At 59.6% G+C, this 17,823-nt stretch carries 25 protein-coding genes and 1 pseudogene; 3 read left to right on the top strand and 23 right to left on the bottom strand.

Features of this window, described 5'->3' with window-relative positions; all coding sequences use genetic code 11:
- Positions 1-88 precede the first annotated feature (88 nt).
- A complete protein-coding gene (locus NW808_RS04900; RefSeq protein WP_414410325.1) occupies positions 89-964 on the top strand; it encodes a PRC-barrel domain-containing protein in 876 nt (291 codons plus the stop codon).
- A gap of 158 nt (positions 965-1,122) precedes the next feature.
- On the opposite strand, the gene infA is transcribed toward NW808_RS04900, so the two are convergent.
- From infA to rplC, 22 genes and pseudogenes are all read right to left on the bottom strand, one after another.
- On the bottom strand, positions 1,123-1,350 hold the full coding sequence (gene infA / locus NW808_RS04905; protein WP_414394403.1) for a translation initiation factor IF-1: 228 nt from the start codon (positions 1,348-1,350) through the stop codon (positions 1,123-1,125).
- A 126-nt stretch (positions 1,351-1,476) separates the two neighbouring features.
- A complete protein-coding gene (gene map, locus NW808_RS04910) occupies positions 1,477-2,295 on the bottom strand; it encodes a type I methionyl aminopeptidase (RefSeq protein WP_414410324.1) in 819 nt (272 codons plus the stop codon).
- Positions 2,292-2,873, bottom strand: coding sequence for an adenylate kinase (locus NW808_RS04915; RefSeq protein WP_414394248.1), 582 nt, complete (start codon positions 2,871-2,873; stop codon positions 2,292-2,294). Before NW808_RS04915 ends, map begins: the two co-directional genes overlap by 4 nt.
- Complete coding sequence (gene secY / locus NW808_RS04920) at positions 2,873-4,171, bottom strand: preprotein translocase subunit SecY (protein WP_414394246.1); 1,299 nt, start codon at positions 4,169-4,171, stop codon at positions 2,873-2,875. The genes NW808_RS04915 and secY overlap by 1 nt, the downstream gene beginning before the upstream one ends.
- An 82-nt stretch (positions 4,172-4,253) precedes the next feature.
- On the bottom strand, positions 4,254-4,721 hold the full coding sequence (gene rplO / locus NW808_RS04925) for a 50S ribosomal protein L15 (protein ID WP_414394244.1): 468 nt from the start codon (positions 4,719-4,721) through the stop codon (positions 4,254-4,256).
- A gap of 9 nt (positions 4,722-4,730) precedes the next feature.
- The gene (gene rpsE, locus NW808_RS04930; RefSeq protein ID WP_414420473.1) at positions 4,731-5,267 is read right to left on the bottom strand and encodes a 30S ribosomal protein S5; all 537 of its coding nucleotides are present in this window, start codon (positions 5,265-5,267) and stop codon (positions 4,731-4,733) included.
- A gap of 18 nt (positions 5,268-5,285) precedes the next feature.
- Positions 5,286-5,654 carry a 50S ribosomal protein L18 gene (gene rplR / locus NW808_RS04935; protein WP_414394401.1) on the bottom strand — a complete coding sequence of 123 codons (369 nt, stop codon included), beginning with the start codon at positions 5,652-5,654 and terminating at the stop codon, positions 5,286-5,288.
- An 8-nt stretch (positions 5,655-5,662) separates the two neighbouring features.
- Positions 5,663-6,208 carry a 50S ribosomal protein L6 gene (gene rplF, locus NW808_RS04940; protein ID WP_414404822.1) on the bottom strand — a complete coding sequence of 182 codons (546 nt, stop codon included), beginning with the start codon at positions 6,206-6,208 and terminating at the stop codon, positions 5,663-5,665.
- A gap of 25 nt (positions 6,209-6,233) precedes the next feature.
- A complete protein-coding gene (gene rpsH / locus NW808_RS04945) occupies positions 6,234-6,644 on the bottom strand; it encodes a 30S ribosomal protein S8 (RefSeq protein WP_414394238.1) in 411 nt (136 codons plus the stop codon).
- Positions 6,645-6,699: 55 nt separating this feature from the next.
- Positions 6,700-7,242 carry a 50S ribosomal protein L5 gene (gene rplE / locus NW808_RS04950; protein ID WP_414410320.1) on the bottom strand — a complete coding sequence of 181 codons (543 nt, stop codon included), beginning with the start codon at positions 7,240-7,242 and terminating at the stop codon, positions 6,700-6,702.
- A 48-nt stretch (positions 7,243-7,290) separates the two neighbouring features.
- Positions 7,291-7,689 carry a 50S ribosomal protein L24 gene (gene rplX / locus NW808_RS04955; protein WP_414420474.1) on the bottom strand — a complete coding sequence of 133 codons (399 nt, stop codon included), beginning with the start codon at positions 7,687-7,689 and terminating at the stop codon, positions 7,291-7,293.
- Positions 7,689-8,057 (bottom strand): 50S ribosomal protein L14, encoded by a 369-nt coding sequence (gene rplN, locus NW808_RS04960; protein ID WP_414394233.1) that lies wholly within the window; start codon positions 8,055-8,057, stop codon positions 7,689-7,691. Before rplN ends, rplX begins: the two co-directional genes overlap by 1 nt.
- The gene (gene rpsQ / locus NW808_RS04965) at positions 8,054-8,305 is read right to left on the bottom strand and encodes a 30S ribosomal protein S17 (RefSeq protein ID WP_414394231.1); all 252 of its coding nucleotides are present in this window, start codon (positions 8,303-8,305) and stop codon (positions 8,054-8,056) included. Before rpsQ ends, rplN begins: the two co-directional genes overlap by 4 nt.
- Positions 8,305-8,541, bottom strand: coding sequence for a 50S ribosomal protein L29 (gene rpmC / locus NW808_RS04970; protein ID WP_414394229.1), 237 nt, complete (start codon positions 8,539-8,541; stop codon positions 8,305-8,307). The genes rpsQ and rpmC overlap by 1 nt, the downstream gene beginning before the upstream one ends.
- Before the next feature lie 15 nt (positions 8,542-8,556).
- Complete coding sequence (gene rplP, locus NW808_RS04975; RefSeq protein WP_414404826.1) at positions 8,557-9,033, bottom strand: 50S ribosomal protein L16; 477 nt, start codon at positions 9,031-9,033, stop codon at positions 8,557-8,559.
- A 44-nt stretch (positions 9,034-9,077) separates the two neighbouring features.
- Entirely contained in the window at positions 9,078-9,821 is a 744-nt protein-coding gene (gene rpsC, locus NW808_RS04980; RefSeq protein ID WP_414411287.1) for a 30S ribosomal protein S3, read from the bottom strand.
- Positions 9,822-9,853: 32 nt separating this feature from the next.
- Positions 9,854-10,225, bottom strand: coding sequence for a 50S ribosomal protein L22 (gene rplV / locus NW808_RS04985; protein ID WP_414394223.1), 372 nt, complete (start codon positions 10,223-10,225; stop codon positions 9,854-9,856).
- A 25-nt stretch (positions 10,226-10,250) separates the two neighbouring features.
- Positions 10,251-10,532 (bottom strand): 30S ribosomal protein S19, encoded by a 282-nt coding sequence (rpsS, locus tag NW808_RS04990; RefSeq protein WP_414394222.1) that lies wholly within the window; start codon positions 10,530-10,532, stop codon positions 10,251-10,253.
- 72 nt (positions 10,533-10,604) lie between these two features.
- Positions 10,605-11,489, bottom strand: a complete 885-nt coding sequence (rplB, locus tag NW808_RS04995) for a 50S ribosomal protein L2 (protein ID WP_414420475.1) — start codon at positions 11,487-11,489, stop codon at positions 10,605-10,607.
- A gap of 16 nt (positions 11,490-11,505) precedes the next feature.
- Complete coding sequence (locus NW808_RS05000; RefSeq protein ID WP_414359244.1) at positions 11,506-11,805, bottom strand: 50S ribosomal protein L23; 300 nt, start codon at positions 11,803-11,805, stop codon at positions 11,506-11,508.
- Between the two features lie 136 nt (positions 11,806-11,941).
- Positions 11,942-12,571 (bottom strand): annotated as a pseudogene (gene rplD / locus NW808_RS05005) (50S ribosomal protein L4); the annotation flags it as partial.
- A gap of 11 nt (positions 12,572-12,582) precedes the next feature.
- Positions 12,583-13,227 carry a 50S ribosomal protein L3 gene (rplC, locus tag NW808_RS05010; RefSeq protein ID WP_414394218.1) on the bottom strand — a complete coding sequence of 215 codons (645 nt, stop codon included), beginning with the start codon at positions 13,225-13,227 and terminating at the stop codon, positions 12,583-12,585.
- 380 nt (positions 13,228-13,607) lie between these two features.
- Between rplC and NW808_RS05015 the strand changes: the two genes are divergently transcribed.
- Entirely contained in the window at positions 13,608-15,608 is a 2,001-nt protein-coding gene (locus NW808_RS05015; RefSeq protein ID WP_414420476.1) for a hypothetical protein, read from the top strand.
- Positions 15,609-15,734: 126 nt separating this feature from the next.
- A complete protein-coding gene (locus NW808_RS05020) occupies positions 15,735-16,295 on the top strand; it encodes a hypothetical protein (RefSeq protein ID WP_414420477.1) in 561 nt (186 codons plus the stop codon).
- Here the strand turns inward: NW808_RS05020 and metK are convergent.
- Entirely contained in the window at positions 16,275-17,534 is a 1,260-nt protein-coding gene (gene metK / locus NW808_RS05025) for a methionine adenosyltransferase (protein WP_414420478.1), read from the bottom strand. The two genes, NW808_RS05020 and metK, sit on opposite strands and share 21 nt — an antisense overlap.
- Positions 17,535-17,823 lie beyond the last annotated feature (289 nt).

Below are 17,823 nucleotides of genomic sequence, written 5' to 3' on the forward strand. Positions count from 1 at the left end.
GGGCAGTGGTACTATTGGATTTTGATGCCTGGGGCCGGCTGACCAGCCCACTCACGCCAACACTTCGACTTACGACGGGGAAACCACCATGACAACGGAGAAAGGATCTGTTGCGCTAGCACGACCAGAGGTTCGTCGGCGGTCACAGGTTCTGGGAACGCAGGTGATTAGCCAAGCCAATGGGGCCCGGCTCGGAGTGGTTAGCGAAGTTTGGGCAGATCTGGAAGCTAGGCAGGTCCTGGTGCTGGGGGTGCTGGAAAGAGCCTTTGCTGGATCGCCCCGTTTACTAGAGCTGCAGCAGGTCACAGCCCTAGGGCAAGACGCTATCCTCGTCCCCAGCGATGAAGTCTTCGAAGACTTGAATTTGGAGGGTCTCAGCCGGGTAGTCGGCAGCGAAGTGGTAACGGAAGAAGGGATCCGCCTCGGTAAGGTTAAGGACTTTGAGTTTAACTCTGTCTCTGGTCTAATCAGTGGCTTAATCCTCTCCAGCCTTGGCCTCACCTTTTTGCCTGGCTTTATCCTCAGCACTTATCTGCTTCCTGCTGATGAGATCGTCTCCGTAGGCGGCGATCGCCTCATTGTGGCTGATGGCGCTGAGACCCGCTTGACCCAACTGGCCAAAGGAATCTTGGAGACCCTGGGGCTAGGCAAGCCCCCCTGGCTAGCTGCAGGCGCCCCTGCCCCTGCCCTGCCTAGGTCTACCGCTGAGGCTGAGGCGGAGGAACGCTACGAGGAAGCCTACGCCGAGGAATACGCAGCGGAAGAGACGGAGGAAGAGGACGTCTACGCCGAAGCAGAGCCTGAACCCCCACCCCCTCGGCCCGCGTCCTCTCCTGTCTCTGAACAACCGGCGTGGGAACAGGAGTATCCCCAAGAAGAAACTTCCCCTCCTTCTCCTGAGCCAGCTCCCCCCCCCTCCAGGGATAGCGATCCCTGGGAAGAGAATGCTGGAGAACCAGCTTGAGCGGCCGAGTGGGTACCCACCTTACCTAGCAGTGGGCTGGGCTTCAGCAACCCCCAGGCAAACTGCCCTGGATGCACATAAGCAAAGCGAGGGGTTTGTGGAGATGACTGCCCCCTCGCGCTTCCTTCTCACCCGCCCCAGCAGGATCTGGAAAACACCTACTCATTTTTCTTAAGGCGGTAGGTAATCCGCCCCTTGTTGAGGTCATAGGGGCTGAGCTCCACCTTTACCCGGTCGCCGGGCAGGATCTTGATGTAGTTGCGGCGGATCTTGCCCGAGATGTGGGCGAGAACGTTAAAGCCATTGTCCAGGTCCACCCGGAACATGGCATTGGGTAGGGATTCCGTAACTACCCCTTCCACTTCAATAGCGTCTTCCTTAGCCAAGTAGCCCTCCTTCTCAGACAACGCAACTCTATGGCCCTCCCCTCTCCTGTTAAGAGGGGGTTAAGAGCCGAAACAATACTCCACCTCTTCTATCCTAGCTGTTGCAGTCCTTCATGGGGGAACTCTCTAGGACTGAAAGGGGGTGCGATCTGTCAAAATCTCAGCGCCGGCCTCGGTAACCAGAATGGTGTGCTCAAACTGGGCTGACCAGGAGCCATCCACTGTTACCACCGTCCAGCGATCCGGCAACACTCGCGTGGCCTCTCCCCCCGCAGTGACCATTGGCTCAATGGCCAGCGTCATGCCGGCGCGAAGCTTGGGATTGGGCAGCTCAGGGGTGCGGTAGTGAGGAAACTGCGGCTCTTCGTGCAAGTTGCGACCCACGCCATGGCCAACGTACTGCCTCACCACGGAGTAGCCCCGCCTCCGCACATAGTCTTCAATGGCACCTGAGACATCTTGCAGCCAGACCCCATGGCGAACGTGCTCGATGCCTACCTGTAGGGCTTGGGCCGCTGTGTCGATGAGGTCGCGGGCGGCATCGCTGAGGGGCTCTAGGCCAATGGTGATGCAAGAATCCGCATGCCAGCCTTCCACCATGGCGCCAAAGTCCACCTTGACGATGTCTCCTGGCTGCACCACTTTGCGGGGGCTGGGGATCCCATGCACCACTTCATGGTTGATGCTGACACAGACGCAGGCGGGAAAGCCGTAGTAGCCCTTGAAGCTGGGCAGGGCATTTAACTCCGCTACCCGCCGCTCAGCGTAGGCATCGATGTCTGCGGTTGTCCAGCCCGGCTCCAGGCGCTCGGCAATTTCCTGCAGCACCTGGGCCACCACTCGCCCAGCCCGCCGCATCTTCTCCACTTCCCGGCGAGATTTGATTTCACCAAGCTGCAGGCCTCGCCGCGAAGACCCCAGCCCCGGCTTGCTGGCCTTGGTCATGCCGTCCTCCTGCAGCTCTCCAAAAGGGCCTGTAGGTGCTGCTGGACCACTTCCATCGGCTGGTTGCCGTTAATCCGCCGCAAACGGCCCTTAGCCTCGTAAAAATCGATTAGGGGAGCGGTTTGCTGCCGATACACCTGCAAGCGTTTGAGGATGACGGCCTCATCAGCATCGTCGCTGCGCCCCTGCTCCTTGCCGCGAGCCAACAGCCGCGCCACTACCACCTCGTCGGGCACTTCTAGGTTGAAGACGTGGTCGTAGTCTTGCCTCAGCTCCTGCAGCAGCTCTTCCAGAGCCTCTGCCTGCGCCAAGGTGCGGGGAAAGCCGTCTAGAATCCAGCCTTGCTCCGGCGACTGCTGCAACTGGCCTCTGACCATCCCAATCAACACCTCGTCGGGCACTAGCTCCCCTGCATCCATGTACACCTTGGCTTGCCGCCCCAGCGGGGTCTGGGCTTTGACCTCTGCCCGCAGCAGATCGCCTGTAGAAATTTTGAGTGTGTGGTAGATGGCTGACAGCCGCTCTGCCTGCGTACCCTTGCCTGCTCCTGGCGGTCCTAAAAAGATTAACCTCAGCACTACTGCTTGACCATCCCTTCGTAACGCTGCGAAATAACGTAAGTCTGGATTTGCTTGGAGGTTTCAATGGCTACCCCCACCAAAATGAGCAGCGAGGTGGCTCCCAAGCCTTGGAAAGTGGTAATGCCGGTTGCCCGCTCTACTGTCGTGGGGATGATGGCCACTGCACACAAAAACAAGGCCCCCAGCAGTGTCAGCCGGTTGAGGATCCCTTCGATGTACTCAGCCGTGGCCTTGCCAGGACGCACGCCTGGAATGCTGGCACCCAGTTTCTTCAAGTTCTGGGCCAGTTCTACTGGATTGATAATCAAGGAAGCGTAGAAGTAGCTAAAGAAGAGAATGAGCAGGAAGTAGAAGGGGATGTAAAACCAGGAGGTAGGGGAGAGGAGGTTGGCCACCTGAATTAAGGCTGGGCTCTGCGTATACTGGGCCAAAGCCCAAGGTAGAGACAGCACCGAGTAGGCAAAGATGATTGGCATCACCCCCCCCTGGTTAAGCCGCAGGGGCAAGTAGCTCTTCTGCTCGCGGAACAGCTTGTTGCCCACCTGGCGCTTGGCGTAGATGATGGGAATTTTGCGGCTGCCCTCCTGGACAAAGACAATGCCGACAATGGTGGCTAGAAAAACAGCCGTCAACACCAGGATACCCCCAATCGTGCTGCTGTCGGCGCGAACCAGGCTAATGGTTTGACCCAGGGCGCGCGGCAACGTGGCAACAATGTTAACGAAGATCAACAGCGACGGCCCACTGCCCACCCCCTTCTCCGTGATCATTTCCCCCAGCCACATGACAAACATGGAGCCTGCTGCCAGCGCCAGGGTGGTAGAGGCCATAAAGGCCAGCTCGTTGCTGGTATTGGCAAACTCCCGCACCCAGAAGGAGATGCCAATGCCTTGGATGATGGCCCAGAGAAGGGTGACGTAACGGGTGTACTGGGAAATCTGCCGCCGGCCCTGCTCCCCCTCGTTTTTCTGCAGGTTCTCCAAGGCTGGGATGGCTGAAACCAGCAGTTGCATGATAATCGAGGCGTTGATGAAGGGCAGGATGCCGAGGGCAAAGACCCCCAAGGCAGAAATGCCGCCCCCCGAGAAGATATCCAGAAAGCCAAACACTGGGCTGTTGGCCGCCTCAGCAGCAAAGCGAACTCGGTCAATGCTGGGGATGGGAATATAGATGCCCAGCCGCACCAACAACAACAAGCCCAGGGTCAGGAGCAGACGGCTGCGCAGGCCCGAGGCCATCGCCATCTGCATGAAAGTCTCTTGAGCGGAGGGAGTAGAGCCTCGTGTGTCAGCCATAGATTTAGCAAAGAGCCAGGTGAGCTACTTACCACTCTACGCTGCCGGTGGGGAAGTCGGCAAAACCAAAATTGCCGCCAACCTAGGAGCGAGCGGGCCGGGATCCCACAATCTCCACTCGGCCTCCGGCGGCCTCCACTTTGGCTTTGGCCGAGGCAGTAATGGCAGCAGCCCGGATGGTCAGGGGCACGCGCACTTCCCCGTCCCCTAAGATCTTCAGCGGGCCGTCGTTGGTGGTCACGATCCCCAACTCCATTAGGCTTTCTAGAGTCACCTCGCTGCCAGCAGGCAGGGTTGCCAGAGCGCGCAGGTTAACCAGGGTGTACTGCGGGCGACGTACGTAGCGGGGGAAATGCTTGAGCTTGGGCAACCGCCGGTAGAGGGGTGTCTGACCTCCCTCAAAGCCTGGTCGAGGGCCTCCTCCGCTGCGGGCTTTTTGGCCTCGCATTCCCCTGCCGCAGGAACCTCCCTGACCAGCAGCAATACCACGGCCCAGCCGCCGTCGCCGCCGCTTCGAGCCTGGTTGGGGGCGAATATCTTCCAGTCGCATACTAACCTCCTACTGACTAAACAGGCGGCGCACGTCGATCCCTCTATCTTCAGCTACCTGCTCAAAGGTGCGCATCCGCCGCAGGGCGTCAATGGTGGCACGGGCGTTGTTGAGAGGGTTTCTGGAGCCTAGCTGCTTGGCCAAGGCATTGCGCACCCCTGCCAGTTCTAGAACGGCGCGCACCGCCCCCCCAGCAATGACCCCTGTGCCAGGAGCTGCCGGCATCACCAACACGGTAGCCGCGCCGCCAGAGCCCCGCATGGGGTGGGGTACCGACAAGCCCTTGGTCAGGGGCACCTCAATCAAGTGCTTTTTGCCGTCCACTACTCCCTTGCGCACTGCTCCGAGCACATCGTTGGCTTTGCCCACGCCAATCCCCACCTGTCCACGCTCGTTGCCCACTACAACCACCGCGCGGAAGCTCAGCTTTTTGCCGCCCTTGACCACTTTGGAGACGCGTCGGATCTGGATAACCCGCTCCTGCCACTCGCCGGTTTGTTCTTCGCGGCTCTTCTTGCTTCTGCGAGATTCTTTCTGCTCAGCCATATGCCGTTTTCTCAGAAACTAGAACTGTAGGCCTGCTTCTCGGGCAGCTTCTGCCAGGGCCCGAACCCGTCCGTGGTAGAGCTTGCCGCCGCGGTCGAAAACGACTCGAGAAATGCCTGCCTGTAGAGCTCGCTGAGCAACTGCACGTCCTACAATCGCAGCAGCCTCTCGGGTGGCTGTGCCAACCCCTTGGAACGCTCCCCGCAGCTCTCTGTCCAGGGTGGAGGCAGAAACCAGAGTACGTTGGGCTACATCGTCGATCACCTGAGCATAGATGTGGCGGTGGGATCGAAACACAGCCAAACGGGGCCGCTCGGGAGTACCGGAAATCTTGCGGCGAATGCGGCGATGGCGGCGTTGGGTTGTGAGTTTGCGGTTGGCTTTTATTTTCATGGCTATTTCTTCCCTTTGCCGGACTTACCTGCTTTGAGACGGATTTGTTCCCCGAGGTAGCGGATCCCTTTGCCCTTGTAGGGCTCGGGCGGACGCACAGCTCGAATGCGGGCTGCTGTATTGCCCACCAGTTCTTTGTCGATGCCCGAGACCACGATGACGTTGTTGCCTTCTACCGAAATTTGAATCCCGGGCGGGAAAGGGATCTCCACGGGGTGGCTGTAGCCGACGTTTAGGATCAACTTGTTGCCCTGCGTGGAAGCTCGGTATCCCACGCCCACCAATTCCAGCCTGCGCTCAAATCCCTTGGATACTCCATCGACCATGTTGGCAATCAAGGTGCGGCAGAGGCCGTGCAGTTGGCGGGCCGGGCGAGACTCGTTGACCCGACTGACTAGGAGTCTTTGGTCTTCTTGACGCACGGCAATCAAGGGAGGCAAGGTGCGCAGTAGCTGCCCCTTCGGGCCTTTCACCGAGATCTGTTGACCCTCGATGTGAACCTCAACCTTGGGGGGAAGGGGAATGGGGCGTCTGCCAATACGAGACATGGAGGCACTCCTGACCAGAGAAACCTTAATAGACGTAGCAGAGCACTTCGCCGCCGATGCCCCGCTTGCGAGCCTCCCGGTCGGTCATGATGCCGCTGGAGGTGGAGATGATGGCAATTCCAATTCCTCCCAGCACCCGGGGCAGTTCTTTATGGCCGCAGTAAACCCGCAGGCCAGGCCGGCTTACCCGCTTGAGGCCATTGATGATGGGTCGGCGGTCTTTGCCTTTGCCTTTGTACTTCAACTGCAGCACAATCCGCGCTTGGATCCCTTCTCCCTCCTCCTTCCAGCTGCTGACAAAACCTTCCTCGTGGAGAACGCGGGCAATGCTGCGGGTCATGCGCGTGGCCGGGACCGCCACCGATTCGTGCCGAGCCATAGTGGCATTGCGAATGCGGGTGAGCATGTCGGCAATCGTGTCGTTGGTGTGGGCCATGGGTGGGTTAGTGCTCCTGGGAAGATAGTTGAGGGAATTGTGGGTAGGGGTAAGCCTAAGAGGCAAAGGGCATGCCAAACTCCCTAAGCAGGGCACGGCCCTCTTCGTCGGTCCTAGCGGTGGTGACAATGCAGATGTCCATGCCTCGAATCTGGTCAACGGCGTCGTAGTTGACTTCGGGAAAGATCAGTTGCTCGCGAATTCCAAGGGTGTAGTTGCCGCGCCCATCAAAGGATTTGGGGTTGACGCCGCGGAAGTCGCGAATGCGGGGCAAAGCCAGGTTGATGAGGCGATCCAAAAACGCATACATCCGCTCCCGCCGCAGGGTTACCATCAGGCCAACGGGCATGCCCTTGCGGATCTTAAAACTGGCAATGGCCTTCTTGGCGCGGGTAATTACGGGACGTTGGCCAGTAATGGCGCTAATTTCTGCAATGGAAGATTCCAGGGCCTTGGCATTTTGGGAGGCCTCTCCCAAGCCGCGATTGATGACAATCTTCTCCAAGCGAGGCACTTGGTGGATGTTGGTGTAGCCCAACTCCTTTTGCAGCTTGGGAACGATGACCGTGTGGTAGAGGACTTGCAGACGTTGGGGCATGGTAAGTTCTCCTTCCTGCTCTGGACTGGGTCAGAGCTCTCGAAATCTCTAGTCAAGGATCTCGCCGGTTTTCTTGAGAACGCGGACTTTGCGGCCATCGGCGGTAATTTGGTAGCCGACCCGGCTGGCAACCTCGTGCTTTTTGGAATAAAGCATCACCTTGCAGGCGTGGATGGGGGCTTCTTTGGTCTCAATCCGGCCCTTTTCGCCTTCCCGTTGGGGCTTGCGGTGGTAGGTAACGATGTTAACTCCTTCCACCAAAACCATGTTGCGTTCAGGAAAGACCCGCAACACCTCGCCGACTTTGCCTTTGTCGTCACCCGAAATTACCTGGACAAAGTCCCCTTTTTTGATGCGCATCTTATAGCGCAGACTGTTGCGGTGCTTGCGAACGCCAGGTTGGTGGAGAAGTCGTCGGATTTGGCTGGGCTTAAGAGGGCGAACCATTACAGGACCTCCGGCGCAAGCGAGATGATCTTGGTAAAGTTTTTCTCCCGTAGCTCGCGGGCTACAGGGCCAAAGACGCGGGTTCCCCGGGGGTTGCCATCGTCGTTGATGATCACGGCAGCGTTGTCGTCAAAGCGGATGCAGGTACCATCAGGGCGGCGTACCGTGTCCACCGTGCGGATGACAACGGCCCTGACCACATCGGATTTTTTAACTGGCATGTTGGGCAGAGCCTCTTTGACAACACCAACAATCACATCGCCCAGGCTGGCATAGCGACGGCCGCTGCTGCCCAGGACGCGGATGCACATGAGTTTGCGGGCGCCGGTGTTGTCGGCTACCGTGAGCATGGTTTGCTGTTGAATCATAGCTTCTTCATCTCCCGTAGGATCTCAACCACCCGCCAGCGTTTGGTACGGCTGAGGGGACGGGTTTCGACGATGCGCACCAGATCCCCTTCTTGGCAGCGGTTTTCCTCGTCGTGGGCTTTAAACTTTTTGGTTTTGACGACGATTTTGCCGTACTTTGGGTGGGCAACCCGGTTTTCTACGGCAACAACCACCGTCTTTTGCATCTTGTTGCTGACAACAACGCCAATCTTTTCGCGAGCAGGCATTACTCCTCCTTCTTGACCTGAGTTGAGGGCAAGGACTTGCCACGTTTGCGCTCTGCCTCCACGGTCAGCAGTTGAGCTAGCTTGTGCTTGCGCAGGCGAATGAGGTGGGGTTGAGTAAGCTGCCGTGTGGCTTGCTGCAGACGCAACTCGAACAGCTCTTTTTTGACGGCGTAGATCTCTTGGGCCAATTCTTCGTCTGATAGGGCGCGTGCATCGGCAATTTTGGGCATGGGCATGGTAACTTTCCTCCTCTAGCTAGCGCTAGCTGCTACTTCCGGAGATTCTGCAGTTGCTTCCTGAGCAGGTTCTGGTTTCTCAAAGTCAGCTTTGGTTACAAACTTAACTTTGATGGGAAGCTTGTGAGCGGCCAGGCGCATCGCCTCCCGGGCTGTTGCTTCAGGAACTCCCCCCATTTCAAAGAGGACGCGGCCTGGCTTGACGACGCAAACCCAGTACTCGGGGTTGCCTTTGCCGGATCCCATGCGGGTTTCGGCAGGCTTCCGGGTAACGGGCTTGTCGGGAAAGATGCGGATCCAGATCTGGCCTCCCCGCCGAACGTAGCGGCTCATAACCCGACGGCTGGCCTCGATCTGTCGTGCGGTAATCCAAGCGGGCTCTAGGGCCACAAGGCCATATTCCCCAAAGCTGATGCGGTTGCCACGGGTTGCCTTGCCCTTCATGCGCCCACGCTGCTGCTTGCGGTATTTGGTTCGTTTGGGGCTTAACATGGCCGCTCCTTGAGTAACTGCAGTAGGGGTTCCGCTCTTGGCCCTCAGACCTTGGCTGAGCGGTCTTCAAAGGTAGGCCGCCGCCGTTGCTGCCGACGCTTGGCCGGCTGCAAGGAAACTTTGGGTTCGAGACTTTCTTGGCCAGGAAGGATTTCTCCTTTGAAGACCCAGACCTTGACCCCAATGACGCCATAGGTGGTCTGAGCAACGCGCTCGGCATAGTCAATGTCTGCCCGCAGAGTCTGCAGAGGGATCCGGCCTTCCCGCGTCCACTCGCTGCGAGCAATCTCAGCACCGTTCAGCCGCCCGGCAACTTGAACCTTGATCCCTTGCACGCCAGCCCGCTGGGCTCGTTGGATAACCTGGCGGACAATGCGACGAAAGGCAATCCGCCGCTCCAACTGCTGGGCAATGTTTTCCGCCAACAACGTTGCCTCCGCATCAGGACGGGTAACCTCGACTACATTGATGCGGATGGTTCTATTGGGGCTGCCGCGCAGGCTTAGCTCTTTTTGCAAGCCCTGGCGCAGCTCTTCAAGGCCGGACCCGCCACGGCCGACCACGACACCCGGTCGTGCAGCTCGGATTTCCAGGTCGATCTGATCGGCTTTGCGCTCAATCTGAATGTCAGCTAGACCAGCGTTGCTCAACTTCTTGGTTATATAGGTGCGGATGAAATCGTCCTCCTGCAGCAGGGCTGGGTAGTGAGCTGGGTCGGCAAACCAGCGGCTGCGGTGTTCCTTGATAATGCCGAGGCGCAAGCCGAAAGGGTGGATCTTCTGGCCCATGGTACGCGGTTAAAGGGTAGAGGTCGGGAAATTTAGGGAGCCGTCTCCGCCTTAGCTTCTAGAGGCCGGACAGCAATGGTGATGTGGCAGGTGCGCTTGCGGATTGGGTAGGCCCGGCCCTGGGCGCGGGGGCGATACCGCTTCAGCGTCGGCCCCTGGTCAGCGTAGGCTTTGCTGATGACAAGATTGCGGGGATCCAGGCCGTTGTTGTGTTCAGCATTGGCTACCGCTGAGCGCAGCACCTTGCGCACCGGCTCGCAGGCAGCGTAAGGCATGAACTCCAGCAGAATTAAGGCATCAGCATAGGTGCGCCCCCGGATTTGGTTGAGGACGCGCCGCACCTTGTAGGGAGACATGCGAACGTAACGGGCTACCGCTTTAACTTCAGGGGAAGGATCGGCCATGGCGTTCTCCTCTTCCTTGCTGAATTCAAGAGCGGGCAGCTTTCTTGTCGCTGCCGGCGTGGCCGCGGAAGGTGCGGGTGGGGACAAACTCCCCCAGCTTGTGACCCACCATCTGGTCAGTGATGTAGATGGGCACATGCTGCTTGCCGTTGTAAACGGCAATGGTGTGACCAATCATCACAGGGAGGATAGTGCTGGCCCGCGACCAAGTTTTGATCATTTGCTTCTCATTGCGCTCGTTGAGCTTCTCGATTTTGCGAAGCAGCTTGGCATCTACAAACGGACCTTTTTTAAGAGAACGTCCCATAGGAGTTTCCCCCTCTAACACCTTGGTTCAAGCTCAAGCAATTCGGTAGGCAGCAGGTGGCTGGCCTGGCTGCTACTGCACCGCCATCCCGCCCTTGTCCCGCTGCCCACCCCGACGGCGACTGCGCACGATAAACTTGTTGCTGGGCTTGTTGCGCTTGCGGGTTTTGTGCCCCAGGGTAGGCTTGCCCCAGGGGGTAACGGGAGTACTGCGGCCAATGGGGGCTTTTCCTTCCCCACCGCCGTGGGGGTGATCCACAGGGTTCATTGCTGAGCCCCGCACGTGGGGACGGCGACCCAGCCAACGGCTGCGCCCCGCCTTGCCGAGGCTGATGTTGTTGTGGTCCACATTGCCTACTTGACCGATGGTGGCATAGCATTCCCCTCGAATCATGCGAACCTCGCCCGAGGGCAGCTTTAGGGAGACATACTTGCCTTCCTTGGCTACCACCTGGGCGCCAGTTCCGGCAGCGCGAACAAGTTGTCCGCCGCGGCCGGGATAGAGCTCGACGTTGTGGACCACCGTCCCCAGGGGGATCCGCTCCAGGGGCATGGCGTTGCCCACCTCGAAGGGAGCTTCAGGCCCAGCCATGATCGTGGCTCCCACCTGGATGTGGCGAGGGGCAAGGATGTAGCGCTTCTCGCCATCGGCGTACTCCACCAAGCAGATGCGGGCGCTGCGGTTGGGATCGTACTCGATGGTCTTGACGGTGGCCGGGATCCCGCGTTTGTCGCGGCGGAAGTCGATGATGCGGTAGAGCCGCTTGTGGCCGCCGCCCCGGTGACGGCAGGTGATAACGCCGCGGTTGTTGCGGCCTTTTTTGCGGTGGATAAATTGCAGCAGCGACTTCTCCGGTCGAGGTCGCTTGCCGTTTTCATCCCGCGACAGCTCCTCAAAGTTGGAGACTGTCATGTGGCGGGCGCTGGGGGTGTAGGGTCGGAACGTGCGAATGCCCATGGCTCAACCAGGAGTGCTAGGTTTCAGGGAAGAGGACGATGGAATCGCCTTCGGCCAAAGTTACCACCGCTCGCTTGGGACGGCTGCGGTAACCCACAAAACGACCTACCCGCCGCTGCTTACGGGGCAGCTTCAGGGTGTTGACGGAAGTAACCCGTACTCCAAACATTTCCTCAACAGCGGCCCGGATGAGCGGCTTGGTGGCGTTGGGCATCACTTCAAAGACGTATTTGCGCTGCTCCATCAAAGCCGTCGTCTTCTCGGTAATAACGGGGCGCAGCAGGACATCAGCCAGAATTCGCTTGCTCTCCGTCATCGTCCTCCTCCTTTTCCCCTGCGGCTTTCGGCTTCTTCTACGGCTCTTCTTGTTCAACTGGCTGAGCTTCTTGCTCTGCGGCCTGAGCCTGGCCCTCAAGGGGATTGGCCTGGGCTGGAGCGGCGGCTGCCGCGCCGGATCCCCAGCGGGCTTTGAGTTTCTCTAGGGCAGAGGTGGTGATTAGCACCCAATCGACCTTGAGCAGATCGAAGACGTTGAGCTGATCTAGCCCAATGAGCTTGACGCGGGCAATGTTGCGCACAGCTCGCTCCACCATTTCCGAGCGCTCGGCAACAATCAGCAGAGCCGATTGATCCTCCCTCACTCCCCAGCGCAGCAGAGCTTGGGCCATAACGCGGGTCTTGGGCGGGTTAAGCTGATCCTGGAAATCCTCCACCACGATTAGGTCTTCCACCCGGCCTTGCAGAGCAGTGCGCAGCGCTAGCTGGCGCTCTTTGCGATTCATGGCCAGGTTGTACTCCCGCTTGCGGGGGCCAAAGACTACCCCACCCTTGCGCCAAAGAGGAGAGCGGATGGAGCCAGCGCGAGCCCGCCCGGTGCCTTTTTGCCGCCACGGCTTGCGCCCTCCGCCGCGCACTTCAGCCCGCGTTTTGGTGTGGGCATTGCCCTGGCGGGCGTTGGTCATCTGACGGCGCAAAGCTAGGTAGAGAACGTGACTAGCCGTCTCGGGGCGAGCCACCTTGAAGCTCAGCTCCGCGCTGCCCACGGTTTCCCCTTGCCAATTCTTCACCACACAACTTGCCATGGCTCCCTCCGCTAGAGTCTCTTGCCCACCTGTTTGGCAGGGGTGATCTCCAGTAGCCCTCCCTCCACGCCGGGGACTGAGCCTTTGATTACCAAGAGATTCCGCTCCGGATCCACCTTCACCAACTCCAGCTTGCGGATCGTGACGCGGCGACCGCCCATCCGGCCAGCCATACGCAGTCCTGGAAACACGCGGCCAGGCCTCGTGCCAGCGCCAATGGAACCCGGCCGGCGGTGGTTCTTGGAGCCGTGGGACATGGGGCCCCGGCCAAAGTGGTGCCGCTTCTGGTAGCCGGCAAACCCCCGCCCGATAGAGGTGCCAGCCACGTCCAGTAACTGACCAGGAGAGAAGATCTCAACAGTGATCTTCTGCCCCAATTGGTAGGCTTCTGGCTGGTCGACCCGAAACTCGCGCAGGTAACGCAGCAGCTCCGTCACTCCCGCTTTGCGCAAGTGGCCGCGCTGGGCTCGCGTCAGGTGCTTCTCTGTGGTGGGCCAGTAGCCCAACTGCACCGCGTTGTAGCCGTCCGTGGCTTGGGTTTTAATTTGGGTTACGGTGCAAGGCCCGGCCTGCACGACGGTCACGGGAATGGCCAACCCTTCCGGAGAGAAGATCTGGGTCATGCCAACTTTTCTTCCAAGGATGCCAAGCGCCACAGAAACCTCCTCTCAAGCCTGCGCGGCTTGCTTTGTTGCTTTCACAGCTTGCAACCGGTTCCCTAAGCCAAATCCAGGCAGTAGGCGCGGCGGCAGAAAACCTAGGATAGCGAAGACTGCCTGCCCAGGCAAAAAAGCCGTAGAGAGGGAGCGCCTGTACCCCAACGCTCCCGCAGCGCCAATAGCGCTGCCCTTTTTGCCTGATGACCTTGACGCCAAACTGCTTCTAGGGGCTGCTCAGACTTGCCTGCAAAGAGGCAGTATCTGCGCTAGCAGCACGCTAAGTTGCCGAGAACCGTTGTTGCTGCGGGCGGATTCAATTGACAACAGTACTACATCATAATGAGGTGACAGGCTGCTTGTCTAGGTTTTGCTAAAAAATGGGTTCAGCACCTGGGAAAGCCACGCTGGGAGACAGAGAGTTTCAGAGCGTGATGGGGTGGGCGCGCAGTGGGCTGACCCAGGCTTGTGTGGATCGCTACTGGCATTTGCTGCAGGCCGGGGCCAATCCGGCGCGGATCTTGTTTTTGGTGCGCAGCCGGCGGCAGAGGGCGGAGGTGCTGCGGCGCCTGCAGGCGCTCAGCTCGGGTTTGGTGGGCCCGTGGCGGGTTGAGACGTTTTTGCAGCGGGTGGGGCGCGCTTTGGCTGAGTATTGGCCGCAGGTATGCGCTCGCGTTCTCCAGTTGCCGCGTTCGTTTGAGCCTGTGCTTCTGGCTAAGGATCTCACTCAGTTTCTCTGTGGGCGAGTCTGTGCGTTGTGCCCGCGGCATGGGGAGGTCTTTGCGAATATTGGGCTGGACGAGTTCCAGATTTGGGATCAAGTTAGCAGCGCTGCCTATATTGCCGGAGCTTCTGGCTTGACGGCAGAGGCGGTGGGATCCCGGCTAGCAGCAGCTTGGCCGGAGAACAGGGATCCGGCCCGGGCAGAGGCCCTGGGAGCGCTGGGCTGCTGTGTAGAGCGACTATGGCAGGCGGGGCTGCAGTTGGGAGCGCTGGATTTTGGCCTGCAAATTCGTCTGTTTCAGGAGCACATCCTGCCCTTGGCGGAGTTTTGGCAGGAGTGGGATCACCTCATCGTGGACCAGGCGGAAGACAGTTGCGGGGTGGCGCTGGAGTTTTACCGCCAGGGGCAAGCCCACCTGCAGAGCCAATTCTTCAGCTACACCCTCGGCGGCGGGATCTCTTTGACGGCAATCCCGGAGGCAGTAGCCTGCTTTCTCCTGGAAAACACGCAGGTTCGGTTCCCAGAAGCCAGCTCCTGTAGCGCAGCCGGCCTGGTTCGCTTGGGGCTGCAGATAGCGCGGGCTGTGGCTCCCCAGCTTTCCTCTCGGCTGCCAGAACCACCGGCAGGGAGGCTGCCGAGGGTGGAAGTGCTGGAGGGAGAAACCCCCTTTGCGGCCCTAGAGGCTATGGTTGCCCAAATCCGACAACTTTTGGCAGCAGGGATCCCTCCCTCTCGCATCGCCGTCCTCCTGCCTCGCATGGATGCCGGAATAAGTCTAAGCCTCCAGGAGCAGTTGCCGGAGGTCTTGCCCATTGCTCCCTTCCCCGCTCTCATCCGCTACCCCCTGGTGCGGGCTCTCCTGACGGCAGCAGAAGTGGCCCATCCCCACTGGGGAGCATTTCCCACCTTGCCAGCCTGGCGGCTGCTGCTCAGCAGCGTGTTGGATCTGGATCCCATTCGAGCAACGCTGTTGGCTGAAGATACCCTGGATCTGGTGGGACGTTCCCTACGGCCCAAAACCGCCGTGCGGCAGCCAGAGCGGGTGGGCTTTGCCAACTTGGAGCGCTACCAGAAGCTGTTGGATTGGCTGCGCAGCTACCGGCCTGGGCCTTCCTTGGCAGCTTTCTTCCAGCGCTTCTTTGCCGAGCACCTGGTCACTGCTTCCCCTCAGGATCAAGAGCTGCTGCAGTTGCTAACGGATGCAGCCCAGCGATTTCGCCGCGCCTTTCCTACAGCAGGGGATCCTGCCTTTTTGGCCATGATTCGCTCGGGACAAACCCCTAGCAACAGCCGCTTTGAGCCCGACTACTCCCGCTACCTGGTGGTAGCCACGCCAGCGGCCTACATCCATCGCGGCTTGGAGGCCGACTACCAGTTTTGGTTTGACATCACCAACCCCAGCTGGTCCCCCTCTCTCTGGCGCGGGCTCTACAACAGCCGTGTGCTGACACCGGAATGGGATGGGGGAGTTTTCGATGCGGCTCGGGATCGAGAGGCACGCCAGCAAGTCCTAGCTCGCACCCTGCTCAACCTCTGCTGCCGAGCACGGCAGGGCCTGTGGCTGGTGCGCTCCACTTTTAACTACCGCGGCGAAGAGAACACCGGCACCCTAGACTTGCTGGTGTTGAAGGCGGCAAAAGGTACGGCTTGCTCTTAGGGGCGGGACTGGGTCAGGTGGCTGACCTGCGGCTGGGTAGCAGGGGACAGACGGGGGTAGTTCGAGCACTTCCTCACTGCTTTTGGGTTAGCTTTGGGGTGAGTTTCCTGGCGCTAGGAGCGGCCGATGGATTCCGCCACCTTTTTGGAGCGCTACGGATTCGAGCTGCAGGGTCAGACAAGCCAGAGGTGGGTAGATCGCTGGAGCAGGCAGTTCCCAAGCCCTTGGATCCCAGCCGCTTTGCTGGAGGCCCTCTACCAAGGCCGCTACAAGGCCACGTCCGTAGAGCAGATCCTCCGCCTCTGGCAGCGCCGCGGTGCTCCCCACCTCACCTTTCCCCCGGAAATGAGCCGATCCCTGTGGCGAGAACAAGAAGAGCTGATCCGCTCCTTGAGTCCAACTGCCGCCAGCTTCCTTGTCCGACCTCCTTCACCTCTTTCAGCCTCCTCTGGCAAGGGATCCCGCTTTGCGGAGGAAGCTGCCATTTCCCTTGAGCTGTTGTTAGCAGAGCTGCAGGACCTTCCCCCCAAGCTCCGCCACCTGCTCCGGGAGCTGCAGCCCGCCTCCCTTGCCTGCGAGTCAGAGCTCTCGGTTACCTTGGAGCTCCAGCCTGTCGACTCCCCTGCTTCTGCTTCCCTGGAAGAACCTCAGGTTTCCCCCTCTCGCTCAGGGCAGGGCGACACTTGAGCTGGAGAGAGCTTCCTCGCGCAGCAGGTCGGCTTTGTCGGTGCGCTCCCAAGGCAGGTCCAGATGGGTTTGCCCGAAGTGGCCGTAGACGGCTACATTTTGGTAGAAGCGTCCCCCTCGCTGCCGGGGTAGCTCCTGCAGTTGAAAGTGGGCCAGAATAGCTGCTGGCCGCAGGTCGAAGTGGCGCTGCACCAGCCGCAGAAGCTCCTCGTCAGGGATGCGCCCTGTGCCAAAGGTTTCCACCAACAGGTTGATGGGCCGAGCCACTCCAATAGCGTAGCTAACCTGTACCTCGCATTTCTGGGCCAGGCCGGCAGCCACGATGTTTTTGGCAACATAGCGGGCGGCGTAGGCCGCGCTGCGATCCACTTTGGTGGGATCCTTGCCGGAGAAAGCGCCACCCCCATGGCGGGCATAGCCCCCATAGGTATCGACGATAATCTTGCGCCCCGTCAGGCCGGCATCCCCCTGGGGGCCGCCAATGACGAATTTGCCGGTGGGGTTGGTGAGGAAGCGGGTATTGCTGTCAGGTTTGATGGGCAGCTCGGCAAACACAGGCTTTACCACCGCCTCCCAGAGATCGGCGTGGATGCGCTCTTGCACTGCCGTCTCTTCCGTAATGTCGCCGATGGTTGGCGTGTGCTGGGTGGAGATGAGCAGGGTGTGGATGCCCACTGGACGCCCCCCCTCATAGGCTACCGTTACCTGGGTCTTGCCGTCAGGGCGAAGATAAGGCAGGGTACCGTTCTTGCGCACCGTAGCCAACTGGCGGCTGAGGCGGTGAGCCAAGCTGATGGGCAGGGGCATCAGCTCGGGGGTCTCGTTGCAGGCAAAACCAAACATCAAGCCCTGATCGCCAGCTCCCAGCAGGTCGAATTCATCTTCCCAGACGGTGCGACTTTCCAGTGACCTGCTCACCCCTTGGGCAATATCGGGAGATTGCTCATCGAAGGCTACTAGCACCGCGCAGCTGTCTGCAGAGAAGCCATTCTCGGCATCGGTATAGCCAATTTCGGTCAGCTTGTCCCGCACCAAGCGCGTGAAGTTGACATGCGCCTTCGAGGTGATCTCCCCCGTGAGGATCACCATGCCCGTGCTCACCACTACCTCTGCTGCCACCCGGCTGGAGGGGTCTGCTGTCAAAAGGGCATCCACAACAGCATCGGAGATCTGATCGCAGATTTTGTCAGGATGCCCTTCCGTCACCGACTCGGAAGAAAACAGGAATGACTTAGACAAGGAACCTCTCCTCAAGACGAAACCCACGCAAGCTGGTAGAACCCGCCTCTGGGTTCATCTGCAGCAAGGCATGCCCAGCCTTACTAATATACCCCCCTCAGCCAGTGAGGATCTGCTTCAGCCGCTCGCCATTTTTGCGGCCCTGGGGAAGAGCACCCCTAATAAAAAAGCGCCGCCCGGAGGGATCCCCCCAGCTCTGTCCAAATCCTAATCCAACAGCGGCAGCTCTTGGAAAATCTGGAAAAGCGGAAGCCAGATCGGGGGTTTGGCCTGCTAGAGTGCTCCTACA

Source organism: Synechococcus sp. W70.1 (assembly GCF_047461515.1).
Lineage (GTDB): Bacteria > Cyanobacteriota > Cyanobacteriia > Thermostichales > Thermostichaceae > Thermostichus.